Raw genomic sequence first — 15,128 nt, 5'->3', positions numbered from 1 at the left:
GGGCCTGTGCCGGCTCTGGCCGGCAAAGCTGCCGGCCACACGGCATTTAATGCAGATCGGTGACGTGCCCTGAAACGGGGGGATTTTGAGGCTGGAACATCCTGCCCCGCTCGGCAATCAGGATCATCAGCAGAGCCGCGACCGAGACACTGCAGAAGCCGGCGGCCAGAGGCGTCACCGTGCCGTTATAGGCCTGGCCGATCAGCGCGCCGATGATGGCTCCGAGGAAGGTCTGCATGAAGCCCAGGATGGACGCGGCGGTGCCGGCGAGTTCGCCGAGCGGCTCCATGGCCAAGGCGTTGAAATTCGCGCCAAGTCCGCCGAACGGCAGCATCGCGCCGGCAAAAAAAGTGATGAACAGCCAGAGCGGCATTTTCATTTCGAGCGAGACGACGAGCCAGGCAAGGCTGATGCACAGGAAGACAAGCAGCGCGCCTTGCGACAGGCGGCGCATGCCGATCTGTCCGACCAGCCGCGAATTCAGATAGTTCGAGAAAGCAAGCACGCCGGCGACGCCGGCAAAGATCAGCGGGAACAATTCGCCGACATGGAAAACGTCGATATAAATCTGCTGTGCCGAGCTGATGAAGCCGAACATGGCCGCGAAGATGAAGGTGCTGGCAAAGGCGTAGCAAAGCGTGAGGCGGTTGGTGAGCACGATGCGGAAGCCGCCGGCGACGGAGCTCACCGTCAGCGGCCGGCGATATTCCGGATGCAGCGTCTCGGGCAGGCGCAACAGAGCCCACGCCGACACGACCAGCGCGCCGACGGCCATGGTCACGAAAATCCAGTGCCAACTGGCAAACAGCATGACGAACTGGCCGATGCCGGGCGCGATCACCGGAATTGCCATGAACACCATGAAGATCAGCGACATCACCTCTGCCATGCGACGGCCTTCGAACGTGTCGCGCACGATCGAGACGGCGATGACGCGGGTCGCCGCCGCGCCGAAGCCTTGTATCAGGCGGCAGGTCAGCAACAGGGCGAAACTCGGCGCGACGGCGGCGGCGGCCGCGGCGGCAACATAGACGACCAGGCCGATGACCAACGGCGCACGGCGCCCGAAGCGATCCGAAATGGGTCCGAAGAAAAGCTGTCCGCCGCCAAAGCCGAGCATATAGGCGGTGATGACATATTGGCGGTGGTTCTCGCTCTCCACGCCGAGCGAGGCGCCGATCTGCTGAAGCGCCGGCAGCATGATGTCGATGGCCAGGGAGTTGAGCGCCATGAGTGCCGCGCAGAGCGCGATGAATTCCCAGCGCGGAATGGGCAAGCTTGTTGCCGATTGCTGCGCTGCTGCCTGCTTGTCCACCGCGAAATCCGATTCTTCAAACGAACATGCGCCGGATTACCGGCGCATCCATTCGTTTCGTTCTCAAATCCGAGAACTACAATGCCGAGGTGGGGGCGGCCCCGGAAGTTACTGTCCGCCGGCCGGTCGCCGACACAATCCGATCAGGCGGCGCCTTTGACGCTGACGCCCTTTTCGACGAGGAAGTCCTGCAACTCGCCGGCCTGGAACATCTCGCGCACGATGTCGCAACCGCCGACGAATTCGCCCTTCACATAGAGCTGCGGGATGGTCGGCCAGTTGGAATAATCCTTGATGCCCTGGCGCAATTCGGCCGAGTCGAGCACGTTGACGCCTTTGTAGTCGGCCCCGATATAATCGAGGATCTGCACCACCTGGCCGGAGAAGCCGCATTGCGGGAAACCGGGCGTGCCCTTCATGAAGAGCACGACGTCGTTGCTCTTCACTTCATTATCGATGTAGTCGTTGATGCCAGTCATGAACAATCCTTTCACGCCTGTGGGAGTCAGGCTCGAAACATGTCCTTCAAATAAACCCATAGGTTGGCTGAAACAAGACGTTAGCCGTGACGCTGGCCCGATGGCGCAAGGGATAACGCGATTTTGGGCCAAGCCGCCACTTGCGGGCACGCCTGTAGCGGAAGCGAAGCAACCTTCAGTCCGGAACGCTGGTCTGCAGCGCCAGAGCATGCAGCACGCCGCCCATCTTGCCCGTCAGCGCGTCATAGACCATCTGGTGCTGCTGGACGCGGCTCTTGCCGCGAAAACTCTCGGCCACCACTTCGGCCGCGTAGTGGTCGCCGTCGCCGGCCAGATCGCGGATCGTCACCCTGGCGTCCGGAATGCCTTCCTTGATCAGCTTTTCGATGTCGTGGGCATCCATTGCCATGGCAAAATCCTGTTTCAAGCGGGCAGGCTGTATGTGACTCGGAGTGAGCCTAGAACCTTTCCAGCCCGGATTGAAGCCGTTCCGTCGCAGGAGGAAACCTAGGAATTATCCTGGCTCGGATGAACCACGCCGTCTTCGGTGATGTCATCGCGCGTCGAATAGGCGCGACCGAGGCTGAAGACCAGCACGTAGAGCGGGATGTTGATCAAGAGGCTGACGATCGGAAGATAGCTCGTCATCCGCCATGCTGCTGAGAAGAAAGCCTGACCGTAGCCGTCGCAGATCAAGGACGAGCCATAGTCCCAAACCGCCCCGACCACCGCGGCGACGGCAAAGAGCTTGATGCAGGTTGCGATGTGCCTTGCCCGCGCCGGCTCCGGAGAAAGCCTGTTCCACAGCACGAGGCAGGCGATTGGAACCGCGTAGATCAGGGTCTGCACGATGAGCATCGGCAGCGTGCCGTTTGCGGCCGCCAGGAACTCGGCGCGGGTTTCCAGCCGCTGGCAGACCTCGCTCGAGGTCGTCGACAGCAGGAACAGGACGAACGGTCCGAGAAACCAGAAGAAGAACAGGGACGGCCAGAAGACGACTGCGACCAGCGCCCTGGCGGTTAAATCATGTCGCATAAAAAAGGATTTATGCGACATGATTTAAGTCGCTTGTTGTAAGCATGTCTTTTTCCCGAAACCGCTGCACACTTTCGGGAGACATGCTTCTGGTCAACTGGCCTGGTCCATGAAGCGGGGGAACCAGCCCTCATGGGCGGCGGTCAATTCGCCGACCGGGATCGGCCGCGCGTCACCCAGCTTCAATTCACGTCCGCCGGTGGTGCCGATCCAGGGCGCGAAGATGCCGAGCTTGCCCTGCTCCTCGCGGATCTTGTCCCATTCATCGCTTTGCGGGTCGATCGAAAGCGTCAGCAGATAACGGCCTTGGTCTTCGCCGAACCAGACCGGAATCGGGTCGGTGCCGGTGAGGCCGGGGATGGTGGCGCCGATGCCGGAGGCCATCGCCATTTCGGCGAGCGCTACCGCCAGACCGCCGTCGGAGACATCGTGGGCCGATGTCACGATGCCGGAAGCGATCAGCGAGCGCACATGGTCGCCGACGCGCTTCTCATGCGCGAGGTCGACGGGCGGCGGCGGACCGTCGGCGCGGCCATGGATGTCGCGCATATAGGCGGACTGGCCGAGATGGCTGCCCCATGTCGGCGGCGCGCCGACCAGAACGATCATCTGGCCCTCGGCGGCGAAGCCGATCCGCGCCATCTTCGACCAGTCGGCGATGAGGCCGACGCCGCCGATGGTCGGGGTCGGCAGGATGCCGCGGCCGTTCGTCTCGTTGTAGAGCGAGACATTGCCGGACACGATCGGGAAGCCGAGAGCGCGGCAGGCATCGCCGATGCCTTTGATGGCGCCGACGAGCTGGCCCATGATCTCGGGCCGTTCGGGATTGCCGAAATTGAGGTTATCGGTGGCGGCAAGCGGCAAAGCGCCGGTCGCCGTCAGGTTGCGCCAGCATTCGGCCACGGCCTGCTTGCCGCCTTCGTAAGGGTCGGCCTCGCAGTAGCGCGGAGTGACGTCGGAGGAGAAGGCCAGCGCCTTGGTCGGGTGACCTTCGACGCGCACGACGCCGGCATCGCCGCCGGGCAGCTGTAGCGAATTGCCCTGGATCAGCGTGTCATACTGCTCCCACACCCAGCGGCGCGAGGAGAGATCCGGTCCCCCCAGCATCTTGAGCAACGCGTCGGCGACATCGGCCTTCGGCGCGTCGTTCGCGGCAAGCGGCGTTGGTTTCTTCGCCTCGACCCAGGGGCGGTCATATTCCGGCGCCTCGTCGCCCAGTTCCTTGATCGGCAAATTGGCGACCTCGTCGCCCTGATGGATGACGCGGAAGCGCAGATCATCGGTGGTCTTGCCGACAATGGCGAAGTCGAGACCCCATTTGCCGAAGATCGCCTCGGCTTCCTCTTCCTTCTCGGGGCGCAGCACCATGAGCATGCGCTCCTGACTTTCCGACAGCATCATCTCATAGGCGCTCATGCGCTCCTCGCGCACCGGCACCTTGTCGAGGTCGAGCTCGATGCCGAGGTCGCCCTTGGCGCCCATCTCGACGGCAGAGCAGGTGAGGCCCGCGGCGCCCATGTCCTGGATGGCGATGACGGCGCCCGACGCCATCAGCTCAAGGCAGGCCTCCAGCAGGCATTTTTCTGTGAAGGGATCGCCGACCTGCACGGTCGGACGCTTCTCCTCGATCTTGTCGTCGAATTCGGCCGAGGCCATGGTGGCGCCGCCGACGCCGTCGCGCCCGGTCTTGGCGCCGAGATAGACGACCGGCAGGCCGACGCCCTTGGCTTGCGACAGGAAGATGGCGTTGGTCTTGGCAAGACCCGCCGCGAAGGCGTTGACCAGAATGTTGCCGTTGTAGCGAGCATCGAAATTGACCTCGCCGCCGACGGTCGGCACGCCGAAGGAATTGCCGTAGCCGCCGACGCCCGAAACCACGCCCGCGACAAGGTGCCGGGTCTTGGGGTGATCCGGCGCGCCGAAGCGCAGCGCGTTCATCGCAGCCACCGGCCTGGCGCCCATGGTGAAGACGTCGCGCAGGATGCCGCCGACGCCGGTCGCGGCACCCTGATAAGGTTCGATGTAGGAGGGGTGGTTGTGGCTCTCCATCTTGAACACGACGCAATCGCCGTCGCCGATGTCGACCACGCCGGCATTCTCGCCCGGACCCTGGATGACCCGCGGCCCGCTGGTCGGCAGGGTGCGCAGCCATTTCTTGGAGGACTTGTAGGAGCAGTGCTCGTTCCACATCGCCGAGAAGATGCCGAGCTCGGTGAAGCTTGGCTCGCGGCCGACCAGATCGAGAATGCGCTGGTATTCGTCCGGCTTCAGCCCATGCGCGGCGACGAGCTCGGGGGTGATCGGCACGGAATTGGAAATGGTCATGAGCGGCGAGTTTTGTCCGTGGGAGAGGGGAGTTTCTTTGAGTCTCCTCTTATCGCAAGCTTTCGCGCGATACACCCCACCGGATGACGAAAAACGCCTGAAAACGGTCTCTGCCGGCTATGCTCAGCGCCTGGGAGCTTGCCGGTCTGGTCAGGAAAAACTGTCGTAGCCGGCGCGGCCTTCGTCGAGCAGGCGGCGGATGACGGCGACGCCGCCGGCGACATCCCTGCTTTGCCCCGGCTGCGACACGCCAAAGCGCACGCCGTGAAAGACCTGCTCGGAGCGGCCGGCCTTGAACTCGTCCTCGTCGTCGATGAGCACGCCTTGCGCCAGGCAGGCGTTCTTGAAAGTGCCGGACAGCCACGGGTCCGGCAAGGTCAGCCAGACGAAGGGCACGTTGTCGCGCGCCTTGAAATCAAAACCCGCCAGCACTTCGCGCACGATGGCGAGACGCGCCTGGATTTCGCCAATGCAGCGCTTGCGGATCTCGCCCGCCTGGCCCGATATCACCAGCCGCGTGCCGACCTCGGCCAGCAGGAAAGGCAGACCGCCGGTCATCATCTTGTGGGCGACGCGGATGCGGTGGCGGTAGGCCGGCGGGCAGGAAAGCCAGCCGCCGCGCACGCCTGCCGCGACCGACTTCGACAGGCCGCCGGCGACGATCGTGCGCTCGGGCGCATATTCGGCCAGCAGCGGTGTCGGATCATCGGTGAGTTCGCCGTAGAGATCGTCCTCGATCAGCGCGACATTGTACTCGCGCGCAATCTTGGCGATCGCCTGCCGCCGCTCCGCCGACAGCGTCACAAGCGTCGGGTTCTTCGCGGTCGGCATCAGGAACATCAGCTTTGGATGTTTCTGCGCGCAGACGCGCTCGAAATCATCCGGGTCGATACCACCCTCATCAGTCGAAACCAGTGCCGTGCGGCGGCCGATCAGCCCGGCGCTGCGCGCGATCTGCGAATAGGTAAGGTGCTCGAAGATCACGTAGTCGCCGGGCATGGTCAGCGCCGCGATCGCCGCCATGACCGCAGCATGGGTGCCCAGCGTCGGCACGATCGAATCGAGCGAGGGGCGGAAGGCATTGCGTGCCAGCCAGCGGCTTCCGGCTTCGTACCAGCGTTCGGGAAAATCCCGCGTATAGCTCGAAATGTCGTGCGGATGCTCCTGCGCCGTACGCGCCAGCATGTCGGCAATCACCGCGCCCTGGCCGACATCGGGGGCGGCTGTACTGTCGAAGCGCAGCTTGCCGCTCGGCGCGTCGATGGGGCGCGTGCCCTGGATGGCAGGTTCCAAATCCGGCTTCGGGTCTGCTGCGCGCTGGCCGAGCACATAGGTGCCGCGGCCGACTTCGCCGCTCACCAGACCGCGCTCGCGCAGCAGCTGATAGGCCCTGCCGATAGTGCCGACGGTCGTGCCCATGTCATAGGCGAGGTCGCGCTGCGGCGGCAGTTTTGCACCGGCATTGATGACGCCCTTGTCGATATCTGACTCAATGCTGTCAGCAAGGCGCTGATAGAGCGGACCGGAGCCAGAGGAAAGATCAGGGAGCCAATTTGTCATGGTGACAATTTTCTATATTGCACCGCGCGATGAGTCAATTCATATCGAGCCGGCGGTTGGAAAGGTACAATCGAGACAAGGCAGGACGGCAATGGATACAATCGACACAATTCGCTACGATAGCCCGGTTTTTCGCGCGCAGGTCGAGCCCTTGGCCCGTCGCGGTTTCGCCGGTCGTATGGCGGTTGTTTTCCGTTCCCTCGCAAGGCAGGTCAGCCATATGCTGGAGCGTCGGCGCGGCCGCCTCGCGCTGATGGAGATGACGGACGAGCAGCTCAAGGATATCGGCGTCTCGCGCTGCGACGCCCATCGCGAAGGCATCAGGCCATTTTGGGAATGACGGTCTATCTTCGGGTTGCGGGCTTTCTTCGCAACCGGCCGATGCCGTGATCGACAAGCACGGCGAGCACGCTCAATGCGATGAACAGGGCCGTCACGCCAAACGCCGAAACGGCAACGCTGGCCGCGCCGTTCTTGGCGACGTCCAGGAATGGGTAAGGTACTTCGCCGGCGAAGGACGCGCGCATCAGCGCGTAGGCGAGATAGACGACCGGGTAGATCATCCACCAGGGGATGTCGCTCCACTGCCGCCTGCCATCGGCGCCCGCCACCAGCCACCACAGCACGAACAGCACCGGCGTCACATAGTGCAAGAGGACGTCGCAGAGCAGGAACAAACCCTGCGGCTGCCAGAGCCTTGCCAGGATCGTGGCGTAGACGATGAAAACCAGAGTCATGGCCACGGCTACGCCAGTCCGCGTCCGCGGTCCGGCAAAGGCCGGGAACCACGCATAGCCGGCGGGTGACAGCAGCGAGGCGTGCACCATCACAGCGGCGATGTTGGTCAGGATGGTGAAGAAGCTGAAATAGAAGACGATCGAGCCGAGCAGGCCACGGCCTGCGGCCATCGATGCCGGGATAGTGATGGCGAATTGCAGAACAAGCGCAATCAGCCCGACAGCCAGTCCCGCGGTCTGCAGGAACCGGGCCATGACAATTTCAGGCGGCAGCCGCGCAGGACGGATTGCCGGCCTGCCAGCGGGCGAGATCGGAACCGATGCGCGCGCCGAGCGGCTCGTTCATCAGCGGGCCAAAGGCGTCGACGCGGCTGGAATTGCCCTGCGCCTGCACCACCAGCAGCGGCTTGCCGCCATAATGCTTGGCGGGCACCAGCAGGAAGCGCGGCGTGCCGCTGTAGGAATTGAGCTCGTTGGCCATCTGGTAGGTCTTGAAGGCCGGGTCCTTGCTGGCGATCCAGCATTTATGCGCCGCGATGGCAACCTGTTCCATTGCCAGCAGCGAGGCGCTCTTGCCTGAGGGAACCGGCGTCGTCTTGGGGCTGGACTGGCAGGAAGCCAAGCCAAGCGCGGCGGCGGCCAGGAGAGCAAGGCGAGCAATCGTCAGTCTCATGGTCAGTCCGCCCCCGCGTTCCGATACGATGTTAAAGGATCAGGCCGCGATGCCGAGCGCGCTTTCGAACAGCGCCCGTCCATCATTGCCGCCATGCGCCGCCTCGATCAGGTTTTCCGGATGCGGCATCAGGCCGAGCACATTGCCCTTGTCGTTGACGATGCCGGCAATGTCGTTGATCGAGCCATTGGGATTTGTGCCGTCTGCATAGCGGAACACCACCTGGCCTTCGCCTTCTATCCGGGCAAGCGTCTCGGCATCGGCGAAATAGTTGCCGTCATGATGCGCCACCGGCGAGCGGATGACCTGTCCGGGCTGGTAGCGGCGGGTGAACATGGTGTTGGCGTTGGCGATCTCGAGCTTCACCTGCCGGCAGACGAATTTCAGCGAGGCGTTGCGCATCAGGGCGCCGGGCAGCAATCCCGCCTCGACCAGAATCTGGAAGCCGTTGCAGACGCCGATGACGGTCACGCCCCTGGCCGCCTTTTCGGCGACCGCGCGCATCACCGGCATGCGCGCAGCGATCGCGCCGCAGCGCAGATAGTCGCCGAAGGAGAAGCCGCCCGGGATAGCGATCAGATCGACATCGGGGATTTCAGTGTCGGTCTGCCAGACGGTCGCCGGCGCCTGGCCGGAAATCTTGGTCAGCGCCGCGATCATGTCGCGGTCGCGGTTGAGGCCTGGCAGGAGGACGACAGCTGATTTCATTGTCAGGCGATCTCCACCGCATAGTTCTCGATCACCGTGTTCGCCAGAAGCTTGTCGCACATGGCCTTTAGGTCGGCTTCGGCCTTGGCCTTGTCGGTTCCGGTGAGCTCGATGTCGAACACCTTGCCCTGCCGCACCTGGCCGACGCCATCGAAGCCCAGCCCGGAGAGCGCGTGCTCGATCGCCTTGCCCTGCGGGTCGAGGACGCCGTTCTTGAGGATCACGGTGATACGGGCTTTCATCGATGCTCCTGGGCAGATCGTCGTTTAGGAAAGGCCTCCCATTGTCCGGCAGGCCCGTCAGTATTCAGTGCTTCAGGCCCTTGGGCGCCTCGGAAGAGGCGACGAGCACCGGGCCCGTCGGGCGCGGCGGCTCGTTCTCGTTGATGATGCCGAGACGGCGGGCAACTTCCTGATAGGCCTCGACAAGGCCGCCCATGTCGCGGCGGAAGCGGTCCTTGTCGAGCTTGTCCTGGGTGGCGACGTCCCACAGCCGGCAGGAATCCGGCGAGATCTCGTCGGCGACGACGATGCGCATCATGTCGCCCTCGAACAGGCGGCCGCATTCGATCTTGAAGTCGACCAGCTGGATGCCGACGCCGAGGAACAGGCCGGACAGGAAGTCGTTGACGCGGATGGCCAGGGCCATGATGTCGTCGATTTCCTGGGGGCTGGCCCAGCCGAAGGCGGTGATGTGCTCTTCCGACACCATCGGGTCGTCGAGCGCGTCGGCCTTGTAGTAGAATTCGATGATCGAGCGCGGCAGCACCGTGCCTTCCTCGATGCCGAGGCGCTTGGACAGCGAGCCGGCGGCGACGTTGCGCACCACCACCTCGAGCGGGATGATCTCGACTTCCTTGATCAACTGCTCGCGCATGTTGAGCCGGCGGATGAAATGGGTCGGGATGCCCATGCGGTTCAAATGGTTGAAGATGTGCTCGGAAATGCGGTTGTTGAGCACACCCTTGCCATCGACCACTTCATGCTTCTTCTTGTTGAAAGCGGTGGCATCGTCCTTGAAAAACTGGATCAGCGTCCCCGGCTCAGGACCCTCATAGAGGATCTTGGCCTTGCCTTCGTAAATGCGGCGGCGATTTTTCATCTGATTTTTTCTCTGGATCTGCGGGCAGGCGGCAATCGACCGATTCCTGCCCGTCTGCCTAAATTAGTATGGCGAAGGCGGCGTTCAATGCCGGTGTTATCGCAATCGCCTTGTTTGCTCAATCGGCAAATCCCGCGAATCAACCGCTTTCGGGACTGAAATGCCGCAGCGCAGCATGCGACGAAGCATATTGACCCGCTCGCGACCTTTTGGTTTGTGCTTGCCCATCACACATATTCACCGCCAAGCGAATCGGATTGATCGGAGGGACGTCATGAGCAGCATGAAAGACCGCGAAGAGGGCTTCGAGCGCAAATTCGCCTTCGACGAGGAGCTTCGCTTCAAGGCTGCGGCGCGTCGCAACAAGGCGCTTGGCCTGTGGGCCGCCGAGAAATTGGGCAAATCCGGCGCCGATGCCGAAGCCTATGCTAAGGAAGTGGTGGTCTCCGATATCGAGGAAGCGGGCGACCACGATGTTTTCCGCAAGATCCGCACGGATTTCGACGCGGCCGGCGTCGCCCAGTCCGACCATCAGATCCGCCGCACCATGGACGAGCTGATGGCGCAGGCGATCGAGGAGATCAAGAACAGCTGAGGCTGTGTGGGCATGATGTCGTCCGAAAACCGCCTCGCGCTTTTCGGCATCATGCGCTATCTCTTTGTTTTTACGCAGTTCTGGACGGAAAACCGTTGCGCATTTTCCTGAAATTGCTCTGACTGGACCAATCGACCGCTCGGCCAAACCGGGCAGTTTTTCTTTGCCTTCACATCGTTTCCGGCCAAAACTGCGGATTGTTCACAAGGAAACTTCCGATGTCGCTCAAGTCCCGCCTGGCCGCCGACGAAACGCTGTTCACAGCCTGGTCGGGCGTGCCGGACGCGCTGACGGTCGAAATCATCGCCAAGCAGGGTTTTGACGCCGTCACCCTCGACATGCAGCATGGCGGACATCATGAGGACAGCGTGCTGCGCGGCCTGGTGCCGGTGCTCGCCGCCAACAAGCCGGCGCTGGTGCGCATTCCGGTCGGACGCTTCGACATGGCGAGCCGCGCGCTCGATTTCGGCGCAGAGGCGGTGATCGCGCCGATGGTGAACTCCGTGGCCGATGCAAGGCAATTCGCCGCCGCGATGAAATATCCGCCGCTCGGCGAACGCTCCTGGGGCCCTACCTATGCTTTCCCGCGCCATGGCAAGGGCGACCATGCCGAATGGCTGCGCGACACGAACCAGCGCACTATGGCTTTCGCCATGGTCGAGACGCGGGCTGCCCTCGAGGCGCTGGACGGTATTTTGGATACGCCCGGCATCGACGGCATCTTCGTCGGTCCGTCGGATTTCTCAATCGCCTGGTCGAACGGCACCACCATCAACTCGACGCTGGAAAGCATGATGGAGACGGTCGCGTCGATCGCCGAGCGGACGCGCAAGGCCGGCAAGCATGCCGCGATCTATGTCATCGAACCGGCGATTGCCGGGCGCGTCGTGTCGATGGGTTTCCGGCTGCTCGCCATGGGCTCGGACCACACGCTGATTTCGCTCGGCGCGAAAACGCTGTTGAAGAGCATGCGGGATTCGATCGGCTCCTAGACGCCGATCAGGGTTCTTTCAGTTCCGTCAGGAATTTAGCGAAAGTCATCGAACCCTCGGGCCACGGGCCGAAGCCGGCGTCGTGGTTGAGATGGCCTGCCTCGCCGGCGTCGATGAAGAGCGATCCCCAGGCGGCGGCAATGTCCTCGGCGACCTCGAAGGCGCAGAACGGATCGTTGCGGCTGGCGATCACGATGGACGGAAAGGGCAGGGGATCGCGCGAATAGGGGCCGAAGGTCATCAGATGCCTTGGCCTGATTTCCGGATTGGAGACGTCGGGCGGCGCGACGAAGAAGGCGCCGGCGACCGGCTTCTTGAATTGCGGGATGGCCTGCACCGCCGCCGTCACGCCCAGCGAGTGCGCAACAAGCACCACCGGCCGCTCAGCCTCGTTGACCGCGTTCGCCACGCTCGCCGTCCAGTCCTCACGCACGGGTTTGGTCCATTCCGCCTGCTCGACCCGGCGCGCCGTCGACAGTTTCGACTGCCAGCGGGTCTGCCAGTGCTCGGGGCCGGAATTGGTGTAGCCCGGCACGATCAGGATATCTGCGTCTTTGACTTTCATGGCGCCGATGTAGCGAGCGGCCTTCTTGGCTGCAACCCTGTCGGAAAATTCGGAGCGATCACAATTGTGAACAACTTGTTCGATTCTTGCTCTCTTGTGTGAACGATCGCAATCGACGATTTGGAGGGGAACAAGGAACAATGGCTGGCGGCCACGACAATCCCATGCTGGGATAAGCGCTGCCCGAACGGAGAGTTTGATGAGCGAACTGCCTTTTGCCGCGACCACCCCGGTCAGCGTGTCGCGTGTCGGGCTGAAGGCGCGCGATGCCGAAAGCCTGGCGGCCTATTACCGCGCCGTCGTCGGCCTGCAGGAACTGGGCCGCGCCGACGGCGCGATCACGCTCGGCGCCGCCAATCGGCCGCTGCTGGTGCTCGAAAAGGATTCGTCGGCCAAGCCCGACGATCCGCGCAGCGCCGGGCTTTTCCATACCGCTTTTCTCCTGCCGTCAAGGGCGGATCTCGGCCGCTGGATCAGCCACGCCGCCGCCAACCGCATCGGCATCGAGGGCGCCTCCGACCATCTGGTCAGCGAGGCGCTCTATCTCACCGACCCGGAGGGCAACGGCATCGAGATCTATGCCGACCGCCGCCCGCAGGACTGGAAATGGAACGGCGACCGTATCGCCATGGCGACCGAGCGACTGAACCTGCCGGCGGTGGTGGGCAGCGTGCCGGCGGGCGATGCCGGCTGGCAGGGCGCGCCGGAAAACACCATTGTCGGCCATGTGCATCTGCGCGTCGGTCGGCCGGAAGACGCGGAGGCCTGGTGGCATGACCAGTTCGGCTTCGACACCGTCGCCAAATATGGCGGTCAGGCGGTGTTCCTGTCGTCCGGCCATTACCACCACCATATCGGCGCCAATGCCTGGCAGAGCGCCGGCGCCGGCCGCCGCGATCCGTCGCGCTCGGGCCTCGCCTGGGTCGAGATGCGCTCGGACAATGTCAAGGATGAGACGAGCCGTGAGGATCCCTGGGGCACGGTGATCAGGACGGTGCCTGGGAAGGCTTGAGCCGGCGTTGGTGACAGTGTCTTTCTCCCCGTCACTATACGGGGAGAAATGCCCGGCAGGGCAATGAGGGGCAGCGCCACGTCTTGAGATTGTCTTTTCAGCCACAAAGCCCACGGGTGCGGGGATTGCCGAAGTCGGCGCCGCCCCTCATCCGTCCTTCGGGCACCTTCTCCCCGTGAACGGGGAGAAGGAAAGGCCTCAAGCCTCTCCGAACACCCGCCTGAAGATCGTGTCGACATGCTTGGTGTGATAGCCGAGGTCGAATTTCTCGCGGATCTCGGCTTCGGGCAGCGCCGCCGTGACGTCCTTGTCAGCAAGCAGTTCCTCCAGGAAATCGGCGCCGTGTTCCCAGACTTTCATGGCGTTGCGCTGCACCAGCCGATAGGCGTCCTCGCGTGACAAGCCGGCCTGGGTGAGCGCCAGCAACACGCGCTGCGAATGCACCAGGCCGCGGAACTTGTTGAGATTCTTCTCCATGTTCTCAGGGTAGACGAGCAACTTGTCGACGACGCCGGTCAGGCGCGACAGCGCGAAATCCAGCGTTACCGTCGCATCCGGTCCGATCATGCGCTCTACCGAGGAATGCGAAATGTCGCGCTCGTGCCAGAGCGCCACGTCTTCCATCGCGGGCATGGCGTAGGCGCGCACCATGCGGGCAAGGCCGGTGAGATTTTCGGTCAGCACCGGGTTGCGCTTGTGCGGCATAGCCGACGAGCCCTTCTGGCCCGGCGAGAAATACTCTTCCGCTTCCAGCACCTCGGTGCGCTGCAGATGGCGGATCTCTATGGCGAGGCGTTCGACCGACGAGGCGATGACGCCAAGCGTGGCAAAGAACATGGCATGGCGGTCGCGCGGGATGATCTGCGTGGACACCGGCTCCGGCTTAAGGCCAAGCTTTGCCGCCACATGCTCTTCGACATAAGGCTCGATGTTGGCGAAAGTGCCGACGGCGCCGGAAATGGCGCAGGTCGCGATATCCTCCCGCGCGTGCAGCAGCCGTTCGCGGCAGCGCGAGAACTCGGCATAGGCCTGCGCCAGCTTGACGCCGAATGTGGTCGGCTCGGCATGGATGCCATGGCTGCGGCCGATGGTGACGGTGTCCTTGTGCTCGAAGGCGCGGCGCTTCAGCGCCGCAAGCAAGGCGTCGATATCGGCAAGCAGGATGTCGCTGGCCCGGGTCAGCTGCACCGCAAGGCAGGTGTCGAGCACGTCCGACGAGGTCATGCCCTGGTGGATGAAGCGGGCATCGGGTCCGACGAATTCAGCGAGATGGGTCAGAAAAGCGATGACGTCATGCTTGGTGACGCGTTCGATCTCGTCGATCTTGGCGACGTCGAATTTGGCGGCGCCGCCCTTTTCCCAGATCGTCTTCGCCGCTTCCTTCGGAATGACGCCGAGCTCGGCCAGCGCATCGCAGGCATGCGCCTCGATCTCGAACCAGATGCGGAAGCGGGTTTCGGGCGACCAGATGGCGACCATTTCCGGCCGGGAATAGCGAGGGATCATCCGTTTTCTAAGTCCTGCCTGGGAGAAAGCGTCGGCCGCGTCCTAACAGAGCCAGGCCCAATGCTCAACGCCGCTGCCGCGCAAACCAGATGCTGACCGCGACAAGTGTTGCAAGACGGTTCGTCATCTGTCTCATCAGCGTCATGCTTATCACGCCACGATGAACGAGACGCGCCGTGCGATGCATCCAATCCGGCGTTCATTGGTTATTGTCGGCCGTCTCGCATCCGAAAGGGCAAATCGCCATCCAGCGGAGAACCAGCATGAGCACCGACATCAGCAAGATACGCGGACACATGGAAGTAATCGGCGCCGACGGCGTCCATATCGGCACCGTCGACAAGGTCGAGGGTGACCGGATCAAGCTGACCAAGGCCGACAGCGGCATGGGCTCGCACAAGAACCATCACCATTACATTTCGCTTGCCCTGGTCGCGGAGATCGACGGCCAGAAGGTATGGCTCTCCGCGAATTCGGATGTCGCGGTCACCTTCGAGGAAGAAAAATCCGATCCGACTTGATTGG

Annotated in this window: 18 protein-coding genes; 5 read left to right on the top strand and 13 right to left on the bottom strand. The window is 63.1% G+C overall.

From position 1 onward, the window contains the following. Window positions 1-46: 46 nt before the first annotated feature. The 6 genes from FJ419_RS16370 to FJ419_RS16345 all read right to left on the bottom strand — a co-directional run bounded on the left by FJ419_RS16370 (window position 47) and on the right by FJ419_RS16345 (window position 6,714). Entirely contained in the window at window positions 47-1,315 is a 1,269-nt protein-coding gene (locus tag FJ419_RS16370) for a multidrug effflux MFS transporter (RefSeq protein WP_140695109.1), read from the bottom strand. Window positions 1,316-1,458: 143 nt separating this feature from the next. Then, window positions 1,459-1,794 carry a Grx4 family monothiol glutaredoxin gene (gene grxD, locus FJ419_RS16365; RefSeq protein WP_059185116.1) on the bottom strand — a complete coding sequence of 112 codons (336 nt, stop codon included), beginning with the start codon at window positions 1,792-1,794 and terminating at the stop codon, window positions 1,459-1,461. A gap of 175 nt (window positions 1,795-1,969) precedes the next feature. Next, window positions 1,970-2,203, bottom strand: a complete 234-nt coding sequence (locus tag FJ419_RS16360; protein ID WP_140695106.1) for a BolA family transcriptional regulator — start codon at window positions 2,201-2,203, stop codon at window positions 1,970-1,972. Between the two features lie 98 nt (window positions 2,204-2,301). Next, the gene (locus FJ419_RS16355) at window positions 2,302-2,829 is read right to left on the bottom strand and encodes a hypothetical protein (protein WP_140695102.1); all 528 of its coding nucleotides are present in this window, start codon (window positions 2,827-2,829) and stop codon (window positions 2,302-2,304) included. Window positions 2,830-2,922: 93 nt separating this feature from the next. Continuing rightward, complete coding sequence (gene purL, locus FJ419_RS16350) at window positions 2,923-5,154, bottom strand: phosphoribosylformylglycinamidine synthase subunit PurL (RefSeq protein WP_140695098.1); 2,232 nt, start codon at window positions 5,152-5,154, stop codon at window positions 2,923-2,925. Window positions 5,155-5,304: 150 nt separating this feature from the next. Then, window positions 5,305-6,714 carry a PLP-dependent aminotransferase family protein gene (locus tag FJ419_RS16345; RefSeq protein WP_140695090.1) on the bottom strand — a complete coding sequence of 470 codons (1,410 nt, stop codon included), beginning with the start codon at window positions 6,712-6,714 and terminating at the stop codon, window positions 5,305-5,307. 91 nt (window positions 6,715-6,805) lie between these two features. Here FJ419_RS16345 and FJ419_RS16340 point away from each other — a divergent pair, with 91 nt between their 5' ends. After that, window positions 6,806-7,054: a DUF1127 domain-containing protein gene (locus FJ419_RS16340; RefSeq protein WP_140695749.1), complete on the top strand. Its 249-nt coding sequence runs from the start codon at window positions 6,806-6,808 to the stop codon at window positions 7,052-7,054. 4 nt (window positions 7,055-7,058) lie between these two features. Here FJ419_RS16340 and FJ419_RS16335 read toward each other — a convergent pair whose 3' ends face one another. From FJ419_RS16335 to purC, 5 genes are all read right to left on the bottom strand, one after another. Then, window positions 7,059-7,706, bottom strand: a complete 648-nt coding sequence (locus tag FJ419_RS16335) for a Pr6Pr family membrane protein (protein ID WP_140695084.1) — start codon at window positions 7,704-7,706, stop codon at window positions 7,059-7,061. A gap of 7 nt (window positions 7,707-7,713) precedes the next feature. Beyond that, entirely contained in the window at window positions 7,714-8,124 is a 411-nt protein-coding gene (locus FJ419_RS16330) for a hypothetical protein (RefSeq protein ID WP_140695070.1), read from the bottom strand. A gap of 39 nt (window positions 8,125-8,163) precedes the next feature. Next, window positions 8,164-8,832, bottom strand: a complete 669-nt coding sequence (purQ, locus tag FJ419_RS16325) for a phosphoribosylformylglycinamidine synthase subunit PurQ (RefSeq protein WP_140695060.1) — start codon at window positions 8,830-8,832, stop codon at window positions 8,164-8,166. Window positions 8,833-8,834: 2 nt separating this feature from the next. After that, window positions 8,835-9,074 (bottom strand): phosphoribosylformylglycinamidine synthase subunit PurS, encoded by a 240-nt coding sequence (gene purS / locus FJ419_RS16320; protein ID WP_140695054.1) that lies wholly within the window; start codon window positions 9,072-9,074, stop codon window positions 8,835-8,837. 64 nt (window positions 9,075-9,138) lie between these two features. Next, window positions 9,139-9,933 carry a phosphoribosylaminoimidazolesuccinocarboxamide synthase gene (purC, locus tag FJ419_RS16315; protein WP_040995384.1) on the bottom strand — a complete coding sequence of 265 codons (795 nt, stop codon included), beginning with the start codon at window positions 9,931-9,933 and terminating at the stop codon, window positions 9,139-9,141. A 274-nt stretch (window positions 9,934-10,207) separates the two neighbouring features. On the opposite strand from purC, the gene FJ419_RS16310 reads away from it, so the two are divergent. Together FJ419_RS16310 and FJ419_RS16305 are read left to right on the top strand one after the other, a co-directional pair. Further along, window positions 10,208-10,528, top strand: coding sequence for a DUF1476 domain-containing protein (locus FJ419_RS16310; protein ID WP_095765208.1), 321 nt, complete (start codon window positions 10,208-10,210; stop codon window positions 10,526-10,528). Between the two features lie 218 nt (window positions 10,529-10,746). Beyond that, window positions 10,747-11,520, top strand: a complete 774-nt coding sequence (locus tag FJ419_RS16305) for an HpcH/HpaI aldolase/citrate lyase family protein (RefSeq protein WP_095765209.1) — start codon at window positions 10,747-10,749, stop codon at window positions 11,518-11,520. 7 nt (window positions 11,521-11,527) lie between these two features. On the opposite strand, the gene FJ419_RS16300 is transcribed toward FJ419_RS16305, so the two are convergent. Continuing rightward, on the bottom strand, window positions 11,528-12,085 hold the full coding sequence (locus FJ419_RS16300) for an alpha/beta hydrolase (protein ID WP_140542656.1): 558 nt from the start codon (window positions 12,083-12,085) through the stop codon (window positions 11,528-11,530). Window positions 12,086-12,284: 199 nt separating this feature from the next. Here FJ419_RS16300 and FJ419_RS16295 point away from each other — a divergent pair, with 199 nt between their 5' ends. Then, complete coding sequence (locus FJ419_RS16295; protein ID WP_140695051.1) at window positions 12,285-13,097, top strand: VOC family protein; 813 nt, start codon at window positions 12,285-12,287, stop codon at window positions 13,095-13,097. A 198-nt stretch (window positions 13,098-13,295) separates the two neighbouring features. Here FJ419_RS16295 and purB read toward each other — a convergent pair whose 3' ends face one another. Continuing rightward, on the bottom strand, window positions 13,296-14,603 hold the full coding sequence (gene purB, locus FJ419_RS16290; protein ID WP_140695048.1) for an adenylosuccinate lyase: 1,308 nt from the start codon (window positions 14,601-14,603) through the stop codon (window positions 13,296-13,298). Window positions 14,604-14,866: 263 nt separating this feature from the next. Between purB and FJ419_RS16285 the strand changes: the two genes are divergently transcribed. Next, on the top strand, window positions 14,867-15,124 hold the full coding sequence (locus FJ419_RS16285) for a DUF2171 domain-containing protein (protein WP_140546895.1): 258 nt from the start codon (window positions 14,867-14,869) through the stop codon (window positions 15,122-15,124). Window positions 15,125-15,128: the final 4 nt, after the last annotated feature.

The organism is Mesorhizobium sp. B2-6-2, assembly GCF_006440615.1.
GTDB lineage: Bacteria > Pseudomonadota > Alphaproteobacteria > Rhizobiales > Rhizobiaceae > Mesorhizobium.
Note: the sequence above shows the minus strand (reverse complement) of the source record. Positions and strands in the feature narration are given on the sequence as shown.